This is a genomic window from Paraburkholderia sp. J10-1, assembly GCF_905220165.1.
Classification (GTDB): domain Bacteria; phylum Pseudomonadota; class Gammaproteobacteria; order Burkholderiales; family Burkholderiaceae; genus Paraburkholderia.
On sequence record NZ_CAJMYW010000013.1, the window covers coordinates 166987 to 182922 of the forward strand.

Consider the following 15936-nt stretch of genomic DNA (forward strand, 5'->3'; position numbering starts at 1 on the left):
TCAGAACAAGTCGAGTTGCGGCTTCTCGCGCACGGTTTTCGACTGCACGAACGCCGACATATCGAGAATGCCGTGACGCCGCTCATTGAGCCCGAGGCGCCGCACGGCATTGTGAAAGCGCTGCTTGAGCAGGTCGGCCCAAAGCCCCGTGCCCTTCATGCGCTGCGAGAACGCCGACTCGTAGTCCTTGCCGCCGCGCATGTCGCGCACACGGCTCATCACGCGCTCGGCGCGCTGCGGGAAATGCGCCGCCAGCCAATCCTGGAAGAGCGGCGCGACCTCCCATGGCAAACGCAGCACGATATAGCTCGCGCTCGTTGCGCCGGCCTCGGCGCAGGCTTCGAGCACACGCTCCATGTCGGGCTCGGTCACGAACGGAATGACAGGCGCGATGCTCACGCCGACCGGCACACCGGCTTCGGCTAGCGTGCGAATGGTGCGCAGGCGACGCGCAGGGGTCGCCGCACGCGGTTCGAGCGAGCGGGCGATATCGGCGTCGAGCGTGGTGATCGTGATCGCCGCCATGAACTGCTTGCGCGCGGCCATCGGCGCGAGCAGATCGAGATCGCGCTCGATCAGCGAGGACTTCGTGATGGCCGCGAACGGATGCTGACGCTCGGCCAGTACCTCGACCACGCGCCGCGTGATGCGCATGTCGCGCTCCACCGGCTGCCAGGCGTCGGTGTTCACGCCGAGCGCAATGGGCTCGGGCTCGTACGAAGGCTTCGCGATCTCCCGCGCCAGCAGTTCTGCGGCATTCACCTTCGCGTAGATACGGCTTTCGAAATCGAGCCCCGGCGAGAGACCGAGATAGCTGTGCGTGGGCCGCGCGAAGCAATAGATGCAACCGTGCTCGCAACCGCGATATGGATTGAGCGAGACGTTGAACGGAATGTCCGGCGACTGGTTGCGCGTGAGGATGCTTTTCGCACGCTCTTCGAAGACTTCGGTGCGCAACTTCGGCTCACTGTTGTGGTCGGCCTCGTCCCCTTGGCCCTCCTCGCCTTCGCCCGCCTGCTGCCAACCATCGTCGAACGCTTCGCGCTGGTCCACTTCATAGCGCCCTTGCAGGTTCGTAACCGCACCGCGCCCTTTGCGTGCCGTGGGCGGCGCAACGGGATACCAGGTATCGGTATCGGGATCGGGGTGGCGGGAATCGGTCACGGCTAAAGTGAACAGGACATAAAAAACGCGGCTCAATACTGTACAAATATACAGTACTGAGCCGCGTTGTCGAGTCCTAAAAACGGGGCGCTGACAGCCGCTCACTCCCCCACGGCGATGGTCAGCGTCTCCTTGATCTCTTCCATCACCACGTAGCTTTTCGACTGAACCGCGCCGGGCAGTTGCAAGAGGATGTCACCCAGCAGCTTGCGATAGTCTGCCATCTCGCCGATGCGGGCCTTGATCAGATAGTCGAAGTCGCCCGAGACGAGATGGCACTCCAGCACTTCGGGAATCTTCTGCACTTCGCGGCGGAACTGGTCGAACATATTGCCGCTCTTGTGGTCGAGCGTGATCTCCACGAACACGAGCAGCGCCGCGCCCAGCACCGCGGGATTCACGCGCGCGAAATAGCCCGTGATGACCCCGTCGCGCTCCATGCGCTTCACCCGCTCGATGCACGGCGTCACCGAAAGCCCGACCTGTTCCGCGAGGTCCTTCATGGCCATGCGGCCGTCTTCCTGGAGCAGTTTCAGGATGCGGTGATCGAGCCGGTCGAGCGCGCGGACCGGCTGGCGTTGCGTTCTCATGATTTCTTCCCGAAAATCTGAAAAATACGATAACAAAACCTAGGCATACAACAATAGCATAGCTACAAATACTGGCTACACGCGAATTTTCATGCCTTCCACCCTATCGGTGCCAAAACACCGCTTCCAGGGCCCCGGCAACACGGCGTAGCCCCAACGAATCTATACGGAGCAGCTATGCGAGTCGTCGTGTTGGGCAGTGGTGTGGTCGGTGTGGCCAGCGCCTGGTATCTCGCCCGCGCGGGCCACGAAGTGACGGTGATCGACCGCGAAGCCGGTCCCGCGCTTGAGACCAGTTTTGCGAACGCCGGCCAGATCTCGCCGGGCTACGCTGCGCCGTGGGCCGCGCCTGGCGTGCCGCTCAAGGCGATCAAGTGGATGTTCGAGAAGCACGCGCCGCTCGCTATTCGTCTGGACGGCACGAAATTCCAGCTGCAGTGGATGTGGCAGATGCTGCAGAACTGCACGGCCGAGCGTTACGCGCTCAACAAAGGTCGCATGGTGCGCCTCGCCGAATACAGCCGCGACTGCCTGCAGGCACTGCGCGCCGACACGGGCATTCAATATGAAGGCCGCACGGGCGGCACGCTCCAGGTGTTCCGCACACAGCAGCAGTTCGAAGGCGCGGCGAAGGACATTGCCGTGCTGAAGGACGCGAACGTTCCGTACGAACTGCTCACCGCCGACGAGCTGGGCCGCGCCGAACCCGCGCTCGCCGCGGTGTCGGGCAAGCTCACGGGCGGCCTGCGTCTGCCCGGCGACGAAACCGGCGACTGCCAGATGTTCACCACGCGCCTTGCCGCGATGGCCGAACAGCTGGGCGTGAAATTCCGCTACAACACGCCGATCGACAAGCTCGTCCTGCAGGGCGACCGTATCGCGGGCGTGCAATGCGGCAGGGAACTGGTGCGCGCGGATTCGTTCGTGGTCGCGCTCGGCTCCTTCTCGACGAAGATGCTCGCGGACATCGTGAAGATTCCGGTCTATCCGCTCAAGGGCTATTCGATCACGGCGCCGATCGTCAACGCCGACGCCGCGCCGGTCTCGACCGTGCTCGACGAAACCTACAAGATCGCGATCACGCGTTTTGACGATCGCATCCGCGTGGGCGGCATGGCCGAGATTGTCGGCTTCGACAAGTCGCTCAAGCAAGCCCGTCGCGAAACGCTCGAAATGTGCGTGAACGACCTGTTCCCGGGCGGCGGCGACACGACGAAGGCCACCTTCTGGACCGGCCTGCGCCCGATGACGCCGGACGGCACGCCGGTCGTCGGCCGCACCCCGATCTCGAACCTGTTCCTGAACACAGGCCACGGCACGCTCGGCTGGACCATGTCGTGCGGTTCGGGCCAACTGCTCGCCGACCTGATCTCGGGCAAGCAACCCGCCATCCGCGCCGACGATCTTTCGGTCCACCGCTATCTCGGCGACACGCAGGGCTCGCATCGCCCGGCTTATGCCTGAAGCAACGCTTTCAGCATGAACGAACACGGCGCCTCTGGGGCGCCGTGTTTCATTTCTCGACTCGCTCGCTACGATTGGCGCGCGGCGTCAGAACTGATCTTCCGCCAGCGCCAGCACGCCCTCGCTGCCGCTTGCGCTGACGATCGCCGCTTCGAGCGCCACAGCCTGGGGCAAGACGTGTTGCGCGAAGAACTGCGCCGTGGCGATCTTCGCGCCATGGAACTTCGGGTCGTCCTGCATGAGACGCTGTGAGGCGAGCATGGCGCGCGCCATCTGCCAGCCGCCCAGCACGATGCCCGCCAGCTTCAGATACGGCACGCTGCCCGCGAACACCGCGTTCGGATCGCTCTTCGCCTTCGCGAGCACGAAGTCCACGGCCGAGGCGAGCGCCTCGCGGCCGAGTGCAAGATGCTTGCGCATCGACTCGAACGCCGCGCCTTGTTGCGCTGCTAGCGCGTCGACGGTCTGCGCGATATCGGCAAGCAACGCCTTCGCCGCCGCGCCGCCGTCGCGCAGCGTCTTGCGCCCGATGAGGTCGTTCGCCTGAATCGCCGTCGTGCCTTCGTAGATGGGCAGAATGCGCGCGTCGCGGTAGAACTGCGCCGCGCCCGTTTCCTCGATGAAGCCCATGCCGCCATGCACCTGCACGCCAAGGCTCGTCACTTCCAGCGCGAGTTCGGTACTCCAGCCCTTCACGATCGGCACGAGGTATTCGTAACGCGCCTGATGCCGCGCGCGGACCGCCTCATCGGGATCGCCATGCGCGCGATCGCTCTCGCCCGCCGCCACGTAAGCGAGTGCACGCGCGGCTTCGGTGAGGGCGCGCATCGTCGCAAGCATGCGGCGCACGTCCGGGTGATGGATGATGCTCACCGCCGCTTTCGCCGAGCCATCCACCGGGCGGCTCTGCACGCGCTCCTTCGCATAGGCGAGCGCTTTCTGGTACGCGCGATCGGAAACGGCCACGCCCTGCATGCCCACGGCGAAACGCGCTGCGTTCATCATGATGAACATGTATTCGAGGCCGCGATTCTCTTCGCCGATCAGCTGGCCGATCGCGCCGCCATGATCGCCGAACTGCAGCACGGCGGTCGGGCTCGCCTTGATGCCAAGCTTGTGCTCGATCGACACGCAGTGCACGTCGTTGCGCGCACCGAGCGTTCCATCTTCGTTGACGAGGAACTTCGGCACGATAAAAAGCGAAATGCCCTTCACGCCTTCAGGCGCAGTGGGTGTGCGCGCGAGCACGAGATGGATGATGTTCTCCGCCATGTCGTGCTCGCCCCACGTGATGAAGATCTTCGTGCCGAAAAGTTTGAACGTACCATCGCCTTGCGGCTCGGCGCGCGTGCGCACGGCCGCGAGATCCGAGCCCGCCTGCGGCTCGGTGAGGTTCATCGTGCCGGTCCAGTCGCCCGAGATGAGCTTCGGCACGAAGCGCTGCTTTTGCACTTCGCTTCCGGCGGTGAGGAGTGCTTCGATAGCGCCGTCGGTGAGCAGCGGACACAGCGCAAACGAGAGATTCGCCGCGTTGAGCATTTCCACGCACGGTGTGCCGACGAGTTTCGGCAAGCCCTGTCCTTCGTATTCCTGAGGATGTTGCACGCCCTGCCAGCCGCCTTCCACGTACTGCCGGAATGCCGCTTTGAAACCGGGCGTGGCATGCACGTTGCCGCTTTCCCAGCGGCTCGGATTGCGGTCGCCTTCGGCGTTCAGCGGCTCCAGCACTTCGCCGCATAGCTTGGCCGCTTCGTGCAGCACCGCTTCGACGGTCTCGGGCGTGGCGTCTTCGCCGCCCGGCAGCTTCGCGATCTCTTCGAGGCCGGCCAATTCCTTCATGACGAACAGCATGTCGCTCGTTGGCGCCTGGTACATGTCAGTCTCCTCCCCTTTCCAGAGTGCGGCTCCTCAAATGACAAAGGGGCGCCGCAGCGCCCCTTTGTTGCTTCGTCTCACGCCGCGCACTCAATCATGATCGCGGCGCTCGTCGCAAGATACACCGGCCAGCTTCAGCCGAGTTCCTTCACGAGTTCCGGCACGACCGTGAACAGGTCGCCCACGAGGCCGTAGTCGGCCACGCTGAAGATCGGCGCTTCTTCGTCCTTGTTGATCGCGACGATGACCTTCGAGTCCTTCATGCCGGCCAGATGCTGGATCGCACCCGAGATGCCGACCGCCACGTACAGTTGCGGCGCGACGATCTTGCCCGTCTGACCGACCTGGTAGTCGTTCGGCACGTAGCCTGCGTCAACTGCAGCACGCGAGGCGCCGAGCGCTGCGTTGAGCTTGTCGGCGAGCGGCTCCAGCACCTTCGTGTAGTTCTCGCCGCTGCCCAGACCCCGGCCGCCCGAGACGATGATCTTCGCGCTCGTGAGTTCCGGACGGTCGAGCTTCGTGACTTCACGGCCGACGAACTGCGTGAGGCCACTGTCCGCTGCGGCTTCGAGCTTCTCGACGGCTGCGCTGCCGCCTTCGGCCGCAACGGCGTCGAACGCCGTCGTGCGAACGGTGATGACCTTGACCGGATCGACCGATTGGACCGTTGCGATCGCGTTGCCCGCGTAGATCGGACGCTCGAACGTGTCCGGCGCATCCACGGCGGTGATGTCGCTGATCTGCGCGACGTCGAGCTTCGCGGCAATACGCGGCGTGACGTTCTTGCCCGCAGCCGTTGCCGGCGCGAGGATGTGCGAGTAGTTCTTCGCGATGGCGAGAACCGTCGCTTCGACGTTCTCGGCAAGACCCTGTTCGAGTTGCGGCGCGTCGGCGAGCAGCACCTTTGCAACGCCTGCGATCTTCGCGGCTGCGTCCGCTGCTGCTTGCGCGTTGTGGCCCGCGATCAGCACGTGCACGTCGCCACCAATCTTCTGTGCTGCTGCAACGGTGTTCAGCGTCGCGGCCTTGATCGAGTGATTGTCGTGTTCAGCAATAACCAGATTCGTCATTTTCGTCTCGCTCCTTACAGCACCTTGGCTTCCGTCTTCAGCTTCTCGACCAGCGTCTTCACGTCCGGCACCTTCACGCCTGCGCTACGCTTGGGCGGCTCGGCAACCTTCAGCGTCTTCAGACGCGGCGTGACGTCAACACCCAGGTCTTCCGGCTTGACCGTTTCGAGCGGCTTCTTCTTCGCCTTCATGATGTTCGGCAGCGTGACGTAGCGCGGCTCGTTCAGGCGCAGGTCCGTCGTGACCACGGCGGGCAGCGTGAGCGACAGCGTTTCCGCGCCGCCGTCCACTTCGCGCGACACGGTCGCCTTGCCGTCAGCCACGACCACCTTCGATGCAAACGTCGCTTGCGGCAGGTTCGCCAGCGCGGCGAGCATCTGGCCGGTCTGGTTCGAATCGTCGTCGATAGCCTGCTTGCCGAGGATGACCAGTTGCGGCTGTTCCTTGTCGACCAGCGCCTTCAGGAGCTTGGCGACAGCCAGCGGCTGCAGGTCTTCGTTCGACTCGATGAGGATCGCGCGATCCGCGCCGATGGCCAGCGCCGTGCGCAGCGTTTCCTGCGCTTGCGTGACGCCCGCGGAAACGGCGATGACTTCCGTCGCCACGCCCGCTTCCTTCAGACGCACCGCTTCTTCCACGGCGATTTCGTCGAACGGGTTCATCGACATCTTCACGTTGGCGATATCGACGCCCGTGCCGTCCGACTTCACACGAACCTTCACGTTGTAATCGACTACGCGTTTGACTGGCACAAGGACTTTCATTCACATGCTCCGAAGTTACGAATACGTCAACCTGGCGGACATTATAGCGATAGCCCTGTCGGGCCGATCTGCCACCAGCAATTTTCACGAACCACCGCTGCCGCACCCCCTGCTTCACTCCGGCCATCAGTAGCGAACGATCGTGCGATTTTACGGTGGAAAAAACCCGGGCATCAAGCCCGGGCGCCGAAAAATATCTCTAATTTCACGGCCTGCAGGGGCTTACCAGGAGGTGATAACCGCCCCGCCGAACTTCGTTTCAATGTACTGCTTCACTTCCGGCGAGTGGTACGCGGCGATCAGTTTCGCCACCCAGGGCTTGTTGCGATCGGCTTCGCGAATCGCGAGGATATTCACGTAAGGCCCCTTCGGGTCTTCGATCGCGATCGCGTCCTGTTTCGGCTTCAGGCCCGCTTCCATCGCGAAGTTGGTGTTGATCGCGGCGGCGTCCACGTCGTCGAGCGAACGCGGAATCTGCGCGGCGTCCAGTTCGACGATCTTCAGCTTCCTGGGGTTTTCCACGATGTCGAGCGGCGTCGCCTTCAAGCCTGCGTTGGCGCGCAACTTGATAAGGCCCTGGCTTTGCAGCAGCAGCAATGCGCGGCCGCCATTCGTCGGATCATTGGGCACCGCGATGCGAGCGCCCGGCTTCAGTTCGGACAGCGATTTGATCTTCTTCGAGTAGATGCCCATCGGGAACGTGACCGTGTCCGCGATCTTGATGAGCTTGTAGCCGCGATCCTTCACCTGCGCATCGAGATACGGCCCGTGCTGGTAGCTGTTGGCATCGAGGTCGCCGCCCGCGAGCGCCGCATTCGGCTGCACGTAGTCGGAGAACTCGACGATCTTGATGTTCAGGCCGTTCTTCGCGGCCACGCTCTTCACGACTTCCATCACCTGCTCGTGCGGGCCGCCCGTCACGCCCACCTTGATGGTTTCGTCCGCGTGCGCCGTCATAGGTGCAAGCAGCGGAGCGATCAGCGAAGCCGCGCCAAGCGCTGCCGCGAGCCGGATCATGAAACGACGTTGCATACCAAACCTTTGTCTTGTGTAGTGATGTTGATCGAAAAACTGCCTGTTTTCAGGCTTATTTATGGCTCAGGCGCCGCACGAGCCAGTCGCCGAACGACTGCACGAGCTGCACGAACACGATCAGGATCACGACGACAATCAGCATGACTTCGGGCTCGAAGCGCTGATAGCCGTAGCGGATGCCGAGGTCGCCAAGACCGCCGCCGCCGATCGCGCCCGCCATGGCCGAATAGCCAACGAGCGAGATGAAGGTGATGGTGAGCCCCGCCACCACGCCCGGCAGCGACTCGGGCAGCAGCACCTTGAAGACGATCTGGCTCGTGCTCGCGCCCATGGCCTGGGCGGCTTCGATCAGGCCGCGATCGACTTCGCGCAACGCCGTTTCCACGAGTCGCGCGATGAACGGTGCAGCGGCAATGGTGAGCGGCACGATGGCGGCCGCCGTGCCGATCGACGAGCCGACCACGACACGCGTGAACGGAATCACGGCGACGAGCAGGATGATGAACGGCGTGGATCGCACGGCGTTGACGATCACGCCCATCACGCGATTCGCGGCGATGTTCTGCAGCACGCCGTTGCGGTCGGTGAGATAGAGCAGCACGCCGAGCGGCAGGCCGATGGCCGCGCCCACGAGTCCCGAGATGCCCACCATGATGAGCGTCTCCCAGAACGACTGGACGAACATGTCGAACATTTCACTCCACATGGGACAGTTCCTCCACCACGACACCTTGCTCGCGCAGCCATGCAATGGCCTGCGCCACCTTCACCGGATCGCCGGCCGCAAGCACCGCGAGCGAGCCGAACGCCTGCCCCTGGATCTCGTCGATCTGGCCGTGCAGGATGTTGAAATCGAGTTCGAAGCGGCGAATCGTTTCTGACAACACCGGCTGGTCGACGCCCGTCCCCTTGAACGCGAGGCGCAGCAAGTGGCCGCTGCCCTTCGCGAGGCGCTCGGCCACGCGCGCCTTGAGCGCGGGCGGCAATTCCTGGGCGATCACGTCGCCGAGCAGCGCGCGCGTGACTTCGTGGCGAGGCTGCAGGAACACGTCGAGCACGGGGCCGCTCTCCACCACGCGGCCCGCATCGAGCACGGCCACGCGGTCGCAAACCTGTTTGATCACTTCCATCTGGTGCGTGATCATCACGACGGTCAGGTTCAGCTCGCGATTGATCTTGCGCAGCAGGTCGAGAATCGCGCGCGTGGTTTCGGGGTCGAGCGCGGAGGTCGCCTCGTCCGAAAGCAGCACCTTCGGCTTGCTCGCGAGCGCGCGCGCAATGCCCACGCGCTGCTTCTGGCCGCCGCTGATCTGCGAGGGATAGCGGTCCTTCTGTGCGGTGAGGCCCACGAGTTCGAGCAGCGGCAGCACCGTCGCTTCGATCTCGGCGCGCTTCACGCCAGCAAGCTCCAGCGGCAGCGCGACGTTGTCGAATACCGTGCGCGACGACAGCAGGTTGAAGTGCTGGAAGATCATACCGATCTCGCGACGCGCCTCGCGCAGGTCGGCCGACGAGAGCGACGTGAGCGTGCGCCCGTTGACGACGATGTCGCCTTCGGTGGGCCGCGTGAGCAGGTTGATGGTGCGCACGAGCGTGCTCTTGCCTGCGCCGCTGCGCCCGATGATGCCGAACACTTCGCCCGGCGGAATCGTCAGATTGACGTTGTGCAGCGCCTCGATCCAGCCTTGTGGGCCGGCGAAGCGCTGGGACACGTTTCGAATTTCGATCATGGAAAAAAGCAAAACGGCGGGTGTGCCGCGCGCCGCTCGCATTGACCGCCCCTTTCGGATTCTCGGAAAACGCGTCGCGCCGGCAGACAGCCGCCGTTTGATGGACTGGATTTAGCTCGCCATTTTACCCTGGCACGCAAAATTCCTTTTAATAATCAATTTCGATATTTTCATAACTCGTTTGCATTAGAGGGCGCTGGCAGCGCGTCAGCGCTCGCCCGGCCGCTACACTGCTGCCGACAGACTGATACCGAAAACGAACCGCCCAACCAGGGAGCGAGATGGAGACCAGTCAGAAAACCGGCGCGGCCGACGCCATGGAACCCACCGAGCGATCGACGCTGCGCACGCGCGACGGCGTCGAACTGCCGCTCTACGTTTGGCGCGCGAGCGCGCCGCCGCGCGCGGCCCTCGCGCTGGTTCACGGCCTGGCGGAACATGCGGGCCGCTATGCGGCGCTCGCAGCGCGGCTGAACGCCGCGGGCATTGACGTCTACGCAATCGATCTGCGCGGCCATGGCCATGCGCCTGGCCGCCGCACCTGGGTTGCGCGCGTCGACGAATATCTCGACGACGCCGAGGCGTTAGTCGCCCACGCGAGCACGCAATGCGCAGCACAGGGCACACCGCTCTTCCTGATGGGTCACAGCATGGGCGGCGCGATCGCCGCGCTCTACGCCGTCGAGCGCCTGCCGCAAACGCGCGTGCCGCTCGCGGGCCTGCTGCTCTCGAGCGCGGCGCTCGCGCCGGGCCGCGACGTGCCCGCATGGATGATCGCCGCGAGCCGCGTGATCAGCGCGATCTGGCCAACCTTTCCGGCGATGAAGATCGACGCGGCCCTGCTTTCGCGCGACCCCGCCGTGGTCGAAGCGAATCGCGCCGATCCGCTCGTGCATCACGGCGCGATACCCGCGCGCACGGGCGCGCAATTGCTGGAAGCGATGAAGCGCATCGAAGCGGGCCGCGCGCAATTGCGGCTACCCGTGCTGATCTGGCATGGCACCGAGGACAAGCTCACCGAGCCCGACGGCAGCCGCGCGTTCGGCGCGAACGTGGGATCGCCCGATCGCACGCTCACGCTGTATGAAGGCAGCTACCACGAAACGCTCAACGACCTCGATCGCGAACGCGTGATCGGCACAATGATCGACTGGATCGATCAGCACTGCTGAGCGGCCAGACGCGCTATTTCGCTGCGCGCTTCTCGATGAATGCCTGCACGCCGTCGAGCGCGGGGTCGGTCATCATGTTGCAGGCCATGGTCTGCCCGGCCAGTTGATACGCAGCTTCGATGCCCATTTCGAGCTGCCGGTAGAAGAGCCCCTTGCCGGCCTCGACCGCCTCGCGCGGTTTCGCGCAGATGCTCGCGGCAAGCGCCGTCACGGCGGCGTCGAGTTCGTCGACGGGGACCACGCGATTCACGAGGCCTTCGCGCAGCGCCTTTTCCGCGTCGATGAATTCGCCTGTCATGAGCATCTCGAAGGCCGCCTTGCGCGAGACGTTGCGCGAGAGCGGCACGGCAGGCGTCGAGCAGAAGAGCCCGAGATTGATGCCCGACACGGCAAAGCGCGCCGTGTCCGCCGCCACCGCCAGATCGCACATCGCGACGAGCTGGCAGCCCGCCGCCGTCGCCACGCCCTGCACGCGCGCGATCACCGGCTGCGGCATCTTTTGAATGGCCAGCATCATCTTCGAGCAGCGTTCGAACAGCTTCGCGTAGTACTCGTGCGAGGGCGCCGCGCGCATTTCCCTGAGATCGTGGCCCGCGCAGAACGCGCGGCCCGCTGCAGCGATCACGATCACGCGCGCATCGGATTTCGCGAGCGCGGCGAGTTCGGCCTGCACGGCATCGATAAGCGCTTCGGAAAGCGCGTTGAACGCATCCGGGCGATTCAGCGTGAGGCGCACGACGCCTGGCACGCCGTACGCGTCGCGCGTCACTTCAATCAGCGTTGGCGATGAGCAGGGATTGGCATTCACGATGCGTGTCTCCTACGTTCGAATGTGTGCGATGCGGGTCCGCGCCCAAAGCGGCGCGGGTTGCCTAGATATCGGCCAGCACGCGCAAATGCGCCACCACACTGCGGCCCAGCGCCGAGAGGTTGTAGCCGCCTTCGAGGCTGCTCACGATGCGCCCCTTCGCATAGCGGCGCGCGATCTCGCGAATCTGTTCCGTGATCCACGCGAAGTCGTCCTCCACGAGCCCCATGTTGCCGAGGTCGTCTTCGCGATGCGCGTCGAAGCCCGCCGAGACGAACACCATCTCCGGCTTGAACTCGTGCAACCGCGGCAGCCACATGATGTCGATGGCCTCGCGCACTTCCATGCCTTTCGTGCGCGCCGCGATCGGCAGATTGACCATATTCGGCGCCGGATTCTCGGCCCCCGAGTACGGATAGAACGGATGCTGGAAAAAGCTGCACATCAGCACGCGCGAATCGCCCGCGAACGCGGCTTCGGTGCCATTGCCGTGATGGACGTCGAAATCGACGATCGCCACGCGTTGCAGACCATGGACTTCCAGCGCATGGCGCGCCGCGATCGCGATGTTGTTGAAGAAGCAAAAGCCCATCGCGCGCGCGGGCTCCGCATGATGTCCGGGCGGCCGCACGCTGCAGAATGCGTTCTCGTAGCGCCCTGCGAGCACCGCGTCGGTGGCTGCGATCGCCGCGCCCGCCGCGCGCAGCGCCGCCTGCCACGTGTGCGGATTCATCAGCGTGTCGGGGTCGATGCTCGCGTAGCCTTCCGTGGGCGCCGTGTTGCGGATGAAGTCGATGTGCGCCTGGGTATGCACGCGCAGGAGGTCCGCCTCGGTCGCGAGCGGCGCCGATTCGTCGCGCTCGATCAGAGCGTCGATGCGGCTCGCGATCAGCTGGTCTTCGATGGCCTGCAGGCGCGCCGGGCATTCGGGATGCCATTCGCCCATCTCGTGCAGCAGAAAATCGGGGTGAGAGAAGAAACCGGTCGTCATGGGTCGCACTAACCGCGGGCTTCGCGCATGCGCGCGGCCGCGGGTCTCCTTCGATCTGTCGGCCAGAGATGGCGCTTTGGCGCCTGACTCTGGTCCCATGCAATCTGATTGCATTTGTCTGGCGGCGCGCCGGCCGGCGCGCGAACAGACACCACGTTACCACAGCGACCTGGTGCTCACGCGCCACGCCGGCGCGCAACGGCCCAATTCCCATAAGGCGCTCGGTTATACTGCCCGGGATCTTCCTGGCCCGCTCTCCCCCTCTCTCGCTCATGACGCTCAAGACCGCTCTGTCCGCTTCCAGCCGCCCACGTCGCACGACCCTCGCACTCGCGCTTTGCGTTGCGGCGTCGCTGTGCACCGGCGCGGCGCGCGCGCAAACTGCCGCGCCGAAATCGCGACAGACGCCGCTCACGCTCGCGCAAGCCCAGCCGCAAACGCCGGCGCAAGGCCAGACGTTCGAAGAGGAAATCGTCCCGCAGCGCTACGCGAACAATCCGGACGTCGATGGCTTCATCAACGACATGGTGGCGCGCTACGACTTCGATCCCACTGCGCTGCACGCGCTCTTCGCGAGCGCGAATTATTCGGCGACGGCGGTGAAGCTCGTCACGCCCTCGCCCGTTCCGGGCGTGAAGAACTGGCGCGCGTATCAGGCGCGCTTTCTCGACCCAGTGCGCATCAATGCGGGCGTGCGCTTCTGGCGCGCGAACCAGGCTACGCTGCAGCGCGCGTCGGAAGAGTTTGGCGTGCCGCCCGAGGTGATCGTCGGCATCATTGGCGTGGAGACGATCTATGGCCGCTACATGGGCAACTTCCGCGTGCTCGATGCGCTCACCACGCTGGCCTTCGATTATCCGAACACGCCGAACCGCGCCGAGCGCATGGCAACGTTCCGTAAGAATCTCGAAGACTATCTCGTGTGGACGCGCGACTCCCAGATCGATCCGTCGTCGGTGCTCGGCTCGTACACGGGCGCGATCGGCATTCCGCAGTTCCTGCCGAGCAGCATCGTGCAGTACGCGGTCGACTATGAAGGCAACAATCACATCGACCTGCGCGCGAGCACGGCCGACGCGATCGGCAGCGTGGCGAACTATCTGCGGCAGAACGGCTGGGAATCGGGCCGGCCCGTGGTGTGGAATATCGCGACCGACGCCGGCAGCCTCGGCATTGCGCAAGCCGCGGCGGACGGCAAGCCGGAACCGCGCTGGCCGCTCAGCCAGTTGCTGCGCTCGGGGCTCGTGCTCGATCAGCCGGACGTGGACATCGCCGCCGAGGCGGGCACGCCCGTCACGGTGATCGACCTGCCCTCGCCCGGACGCGGCACCGAGTACAAGCTCGGGCTCAAGAATTTCTATGTGCTCACGCGCTATAACCGCAGCTTCTTCTATGCGCTTGCGGTGTATCAGCTGGGTATGCGCGTGAAGGCGCAGATGCTGGCGACGCAGCCGGGCGTGGGTGTGGGCCCGGCGAACGGCAATGGTGAGAATGGTGGAAACGGTGGCGGCAACGGAAATGGCAACGGCATGAACAGTGCCCCGAACGGTACGGGCACGACGCCCCCCGGTCAGCAAGACTAATTTCAGCGGCACAAAACAAAACGGCCTTCGGAAACACCGAAGGCCGTTTTGTTTGCACTTACGCTTGAATCAAGCGGGAAACACACCCGTAGACAGATAACGGTCGCCACGATCGCAGACGATGAACACGATCGTCGCGTTCTCGACCTGGCGCGCAACACGCAATGCCACCTCGCATGCGCCGCCCGACGAGATACCCGCGAAAATGCCTTCGACCGAGGCAAGCCGGCGCGCCATGTTTTCGGCGGCGGCCTGGCTCACGTTCTCCACGCGATCCACGCGGCTGCGGTCGAAAATCTTCGGCATGTACGCTTCGGGCCACTTGCGAATGCCCGGAATGCGCGAGCCTTCTTCCGGCTGCGCACCGACGATCTCGATGGCCTGATTCTTTTCCTTCAGGAACTGGGACGTGCCCATGATCGTGCCGGTCGTGCCCATCGACGAAACGAAGTGCGTGATGCGCCCTTCAGTGTCGCGCCAGATTTCCGGGCCGGTGGCCTCGTAATGCGCAAGCGGGTTGTCCGGATTGGCGAACTGGTCGAGGATGATGCCCTTGCCGTCGCGCTGCATTTGCTCGGCGAGGTCGCGCGCATATTCCATACCGCCCTTGACGGGTGTGAGCATGATTTCCGCGCCATAAGCGGCCATGCTCTGACGGCGTTCGACCGAAAGGTCCTCCGGCATGATGAGCACCATCTTGTAGCCGCGAATCGCCGCTGCCATGGCGAGCGCGATGCCCGTATTGCCGCTCGTCGCTTCGATGAGCGTATCGCCCGGCTTGATGCGGCCGCGCTCTTCGGCTTTGCGGATCATCGAAAGCGCCGGGCGGTCCTTCACCGACCCAGCCGGGTTGTTGCCTTCCAGCTTGGCCAGCAGGACGTTATTGCGGGCGCGGATTTCGTCGTCCGGCAGGCGGACGAGCTGCACGAGCGGGGTATTGCCGATCGTGTCTTCAATGGTCTTGTAGGGCATGGGAATGGCAGTAAGGCGCAATGACGTGATCCGTCGATTCTAAACCACGCGGCCACCGACCGCTGGAGACCCCGCTGGAACCCATTACGCTGGTATGGCCGCAGGCTCGCGACCCAATCTCGATGCGCGGCAAAAAGCCCGCGGCCCGGGCCGCGGGTCAACGTCGCGGGCCGACTTCACCTGAGCGACACCTGAAGGAGACTACACCCCGCGCGGCTTACGCACGACGCGCGGGGTCAAACGCGAGCGGACGCCTACTTCTTGACGGCCACGGTAGCCGGCTGAGGCGCCCCTGCCTTCGCGGGCGTTGCCTGTGCAACCTTCGCCTGCCCCGCCTGGGCATTCGCGGGCCCGACGGCCAATCCTTCGGCCTGCAAACGTTCGACGGTATGGCCACCGAGGCCCTTCACGCGCTTGCCGAGGTCAGCGGCATCCTTGTACGGGCCGTGCGCGGAGCGTTCGTCGAGAATGGCCTTGGCGCGCGCGGGCCCAATACCCTTGATGCCGCGAAGCGCGTCTTCGTTGGCCGTGTTGACGTCCACGGCCGCGAAGGCGTGGCTGAATACGGCCAGAAGCGCGGCCGCCGCAAGGATTTTTCGGAACATGCTGGATCTCCCTGAAAACGCCGGCGACCATCGCCGGCGAGGAGAGTCCAGTTTATGAAGTCACGGCTTCGCGTTACACCTGGCCAGAAAGCCAACGTACGTAACGATCCACC

The 15936-nt window shown here is 64.4% G+C and carries 15 protein-coding genes; 3 read left to right on the forward strand and 12 right to left on the reverse strand.

The features are described 5' to 3' along the window. Together U5A65_RS31150 and U5A65_RS31155 are read right to left on the reverse strand one after the other, a co-directional pair. Positions 1 to 1164 carry a PA0069 family radical SAM protein gene (locus U5A65_RS31150; RefSeq protein WP_321948786.1) on the reverse strand — a complete coding sequence of 388 codons (1164 nt, stop codon included), beginning with the start codon at positions 1162 to 1164 and terminating at the stop codon, positions 1 to 3. 101 nt (positions 1165 to 1265) lie between these two features. Beyond that, positions 1266 to 1754, reverse strand: coding sequence for an Lrp/AsnC ligand binding domain-containing protein (locus U5A65_RS31155; protein ID WP_321912635.1), 489 nt, complete (start codon positions 1752 to 1754; stop codon positions 1266 to 1268). 177 nt (positions 1755 to 1931) lie between these two features. Between U5A65_RS31155 and U5A65_RS31160 the strand changes: the two genes are divergently transcribed. Continuing rightward, a complete protein-coding gene (locus tag U5A65_RS31160; protein ID WP_321948787.1) occupies positions 1932 to 3218 on the forward strand; it encodes a D-amino acid dehydrogenase in 1287 nt (428 codons plus the stop codon). A gap of 87 nt (positions 3219 to 3305) precedes the next feature. Here the strand turns inward: U5A65_RS31160 and U5A65_RS31165 are convergent, their stop codons facing one another. From U5A65_RS31165 to U5A65_RS31190, 6 genes are all read right to left on the reverse strand, one after another. Beyond that, entirely contained in the window at positions 3306 to 5093 is a 1788-nt protein-coding gene (locus tag U5A65_RS31165) for an acyl-CoA dehydrogenase (protein WP_321948788.1), read from the reverse strand. Between the two features lie 134 nt (positions 5094 to 5227). After that, positions 5228 to 6163 carry an electron transfer flavoprotein subunit alpha/FixB family protein gene (locus tag U5A65_RS31170; protein ID WP_321948789.1) on the reverse strand — a complete coding sequence of 312 codons (936 nt, stop codon included), beginning with the start codon at positions 6161 to 6163 and terminating at the stop codon, positions 5228 to 5230. A 14-nt stretch (positions 6164 to 6177) separates the two neighbouring features. Further along, positions 6178 to 6927 carry an electron transfer flavoprotein subunit beta/FixA family protein gene (locus U5A65_RS31175; RefSeq protein WP_133183693.1) on the reverse strand — a complete coding sequence of 250 codons (750 nt, stop codon included), beginning with the start codon at positions 6925 to 6927 and terminating at the stop codon, positions 6178 to 6180. A 222-nt stretch (positions 6928 to 7149) separates the two neighbouring features. Beyond that, positions 7150 to 7959: a MetQ/NlpA family ABC transporter substrate-binding protein gene (locus U5A65_RS31180; protein ID WP_321913829.1), complete on the reverse strand. Its 810-nt coding sequence runs from the start codon at positions 7957 to 7959 to the stop codon at positions 7150 to 7152. A gap of 55 nt (positions 7960 to 8014) precedes the next feature. Beyond that, positions 8015 to 8668, reverse strand: coding sequence for a methionine ABC transporter permease (locus U5A65_RS31185; protein WP_158758320.1), 654 nt, complete (start codon positions 8666 to 8668; stop codon positions 8015 to 8017). Continuing rightward, on the reverse strand, positions 8658 to 9692 hold the full coding sequence (locus tag U5A65_RS31190; protein WP_321948790.1) for a methionine ABC transporter ATP-binding protein: 1035 nt from the start codon (positions 9690 to 9692) through the stop codon (positions 8658 to 8660). The genes U5A65_RS31185 and U5A65_RS31190 overlap by 11 nt, the downstream gene beginning before the upstream one ends. Before the next feature lie 281 nt (positions 9693 to 9973). On the opposite strand from U5A65_RS31190, the gene U5A65_RS31195 reads away from it, so the two are divergent. After that, entirely contained in the window at positions 9974 to 10864 is an 891-nt protein-coding gene (locus tag U5A65_RS31195) for an alpha/beta hydrolase (RefSeq protein ID WP_321948791.1), read from the forward strand. Positions 10865 to 10877: 13 nt separating this feature from the next. On the opposite strand, the gene U5A65_RS31200 is transcribed toward U5A65_RS31195, so the two are convergent. Together U5A65_RS31200 and U5A65_RS31205 are read right to left on the reverse strand one after the other, a co-directional pair. Beyond that, entirely contained in the window at positions 10878 to 11672 is a 795-nt protein-coding gene (locus U5A65_RS31200) for an enoyl-CoA hydratase (RefSeq protein ID WP_321948792.1), read from the reverse strand. A 64-nt stretch (positions 11673 to 11736) separates the two neighbouring features. After that, a complete protein-coding gene (locus tag U5A65_RS31205) occupies positions 11737 to 12663 on the reverse strand; it encodes a histone deacetylase family protein (protein WP_321913833.1) in 927 nt (308 codons plus the stop codon). 272 nt (positions 12664 to 12935) lie between these two features. Between U5A65_RS31205 and mltB the strand changes: the two genes are divergently transcribed. Beyond that, positions 12936 to 14246, forward strand: coding sequence for a lytic murein transglycosylase B (gene mltB / locus U5A65_RS31210; protein WP_321913834.1), 1311 nt, complete (start codon positions 12936 to 12938; stop codon positions 14244 to 14246). 69 nt (positions 14247 to 14315) lie between these two features. Here the strand turns inward: mltB and cysM are convergent, their stop codons facing one another. Then, complete coding sequence (cysM, locus tag U5A65_RS31215) at positions 14316 to 15218, reverse strand: cysteine synthase CysM (RefSeq protein ID WP_321913986.1); 903 nt, start codon at positions 15216 to 15218, stop codon at positions 14316 to 14318. A 254-nt stretch (positions 15219 to 15472) separates the two neighbouring features. Then, entirely contained in the window at positions 15473 to 15823 is a 351-nt protein-coding gene (locus U5A65_RS31220) for a ComEA family DNA-binding protein (protein WP_321913835.1), read from the reverse strand. Positions 15824 to 15936: the final 113 nt, after the last annotated feature.

What these genes read in the sequence shown, in the direction of transcription:
- U5A65_RS31155 (WP_321912635.1), bottom strand. Translation starts at nt 1,754, where the DNA reads ATGAGAACGCAACGCCAGCCGGTCCGCGCGCTCGACCGGCTCGATCAC.
- U5A65_RS31205 (WP_321913833.1), bottom strand. Translation starts at nt 12,663, where the DNA reads ATGACGACCGGTTTCTTCTCTCACCCCGATTTTCTGCTGCACGAGATG.
- U5A65_RS31195 (WP_321948791.1), top strand. Translation starts at nt 9,974, where the DNA reads ATGGAGACCAGTCAGAAAACCGGCGCGGCCGACGCCATGGAACCCACC.
- U5A65_RS31185 (WP_158758320.1), bottom strand. Translation starts at nt 8,668, where the DNA reads ATGTGGAGTGAAATGTTCGACATGTTCGTCCAGTCGTTCTGGGAGACG.
- U5A65_RS31190 (WP_321948790.1), bottom strand. Translation starts at nt 9,692, where the DNA reads ATGATCGAAATTCGAAACGTGTCCCAGCGCTTCGCCGGCCCACAAGGC.
- U5A65_RS31165 (WP_321948788.1), bottom strand. Translation starts at nt 5,093, where the DNA reads ATGTACCAGGCGCCAACGAGCGACATGCTGTTCGTCATGAAGGAATTG.
- cysM (WP_321913986.1), bottom strand. Translation starts at nt 15,218, where the DNA reads ATGCCCTACAAGACCATTGAAGACACGATCGGCAATACCCCGCTCGTG.
- mltB (WP_321913834.1), top strand. Translation starts at nt 12,936, where the DNA reads ATGACGCTCAAGACCGCTCTGTCCGCTTCCAGCCGCCCACGTCGCACG.
- U5A65_RS31175 (WP_133183693.1), bottom strand. Translation starts at nt 6,927, where the DNA reads ATGAAAGTCCTTGTGCCAGTCAAACGCGTAGTCGATTACAACGTGAAG.
- U5A65_RS31160 (WP_321948787.1), top strand. Translation starts at nt 1,932, where the DNA reads ATGCGAGTCGTCGTGTTGGGCAGTGGTGTGGTCGGTGTGGCCAGCGCC.
- U5A65_RS31170 (WP_321948789.1), bottom strand. Translation starts at nt 6,163, where the DNA reads ATGACGAATCTGGTTATTGCTGAACACGACAATCACTCGATCAAGGCC.
- U5A65_RS31220 (WP_321913835.1), bottom strand. Translation starts at nt 15,823, where the DNA reads ATGTTCCGAAAAATCCTTGCGGCGGCCGCGCTTCTGGCCGTATTCAGC.
- U5A65_RS31180 (WP_321913829.1), bottom strand. Translation starts at nt 7,959, where the DNA reads ATGCAACGTCGTTTCATGATCCGGCTCGCGGCAGCGCTTGGCGCGGCT.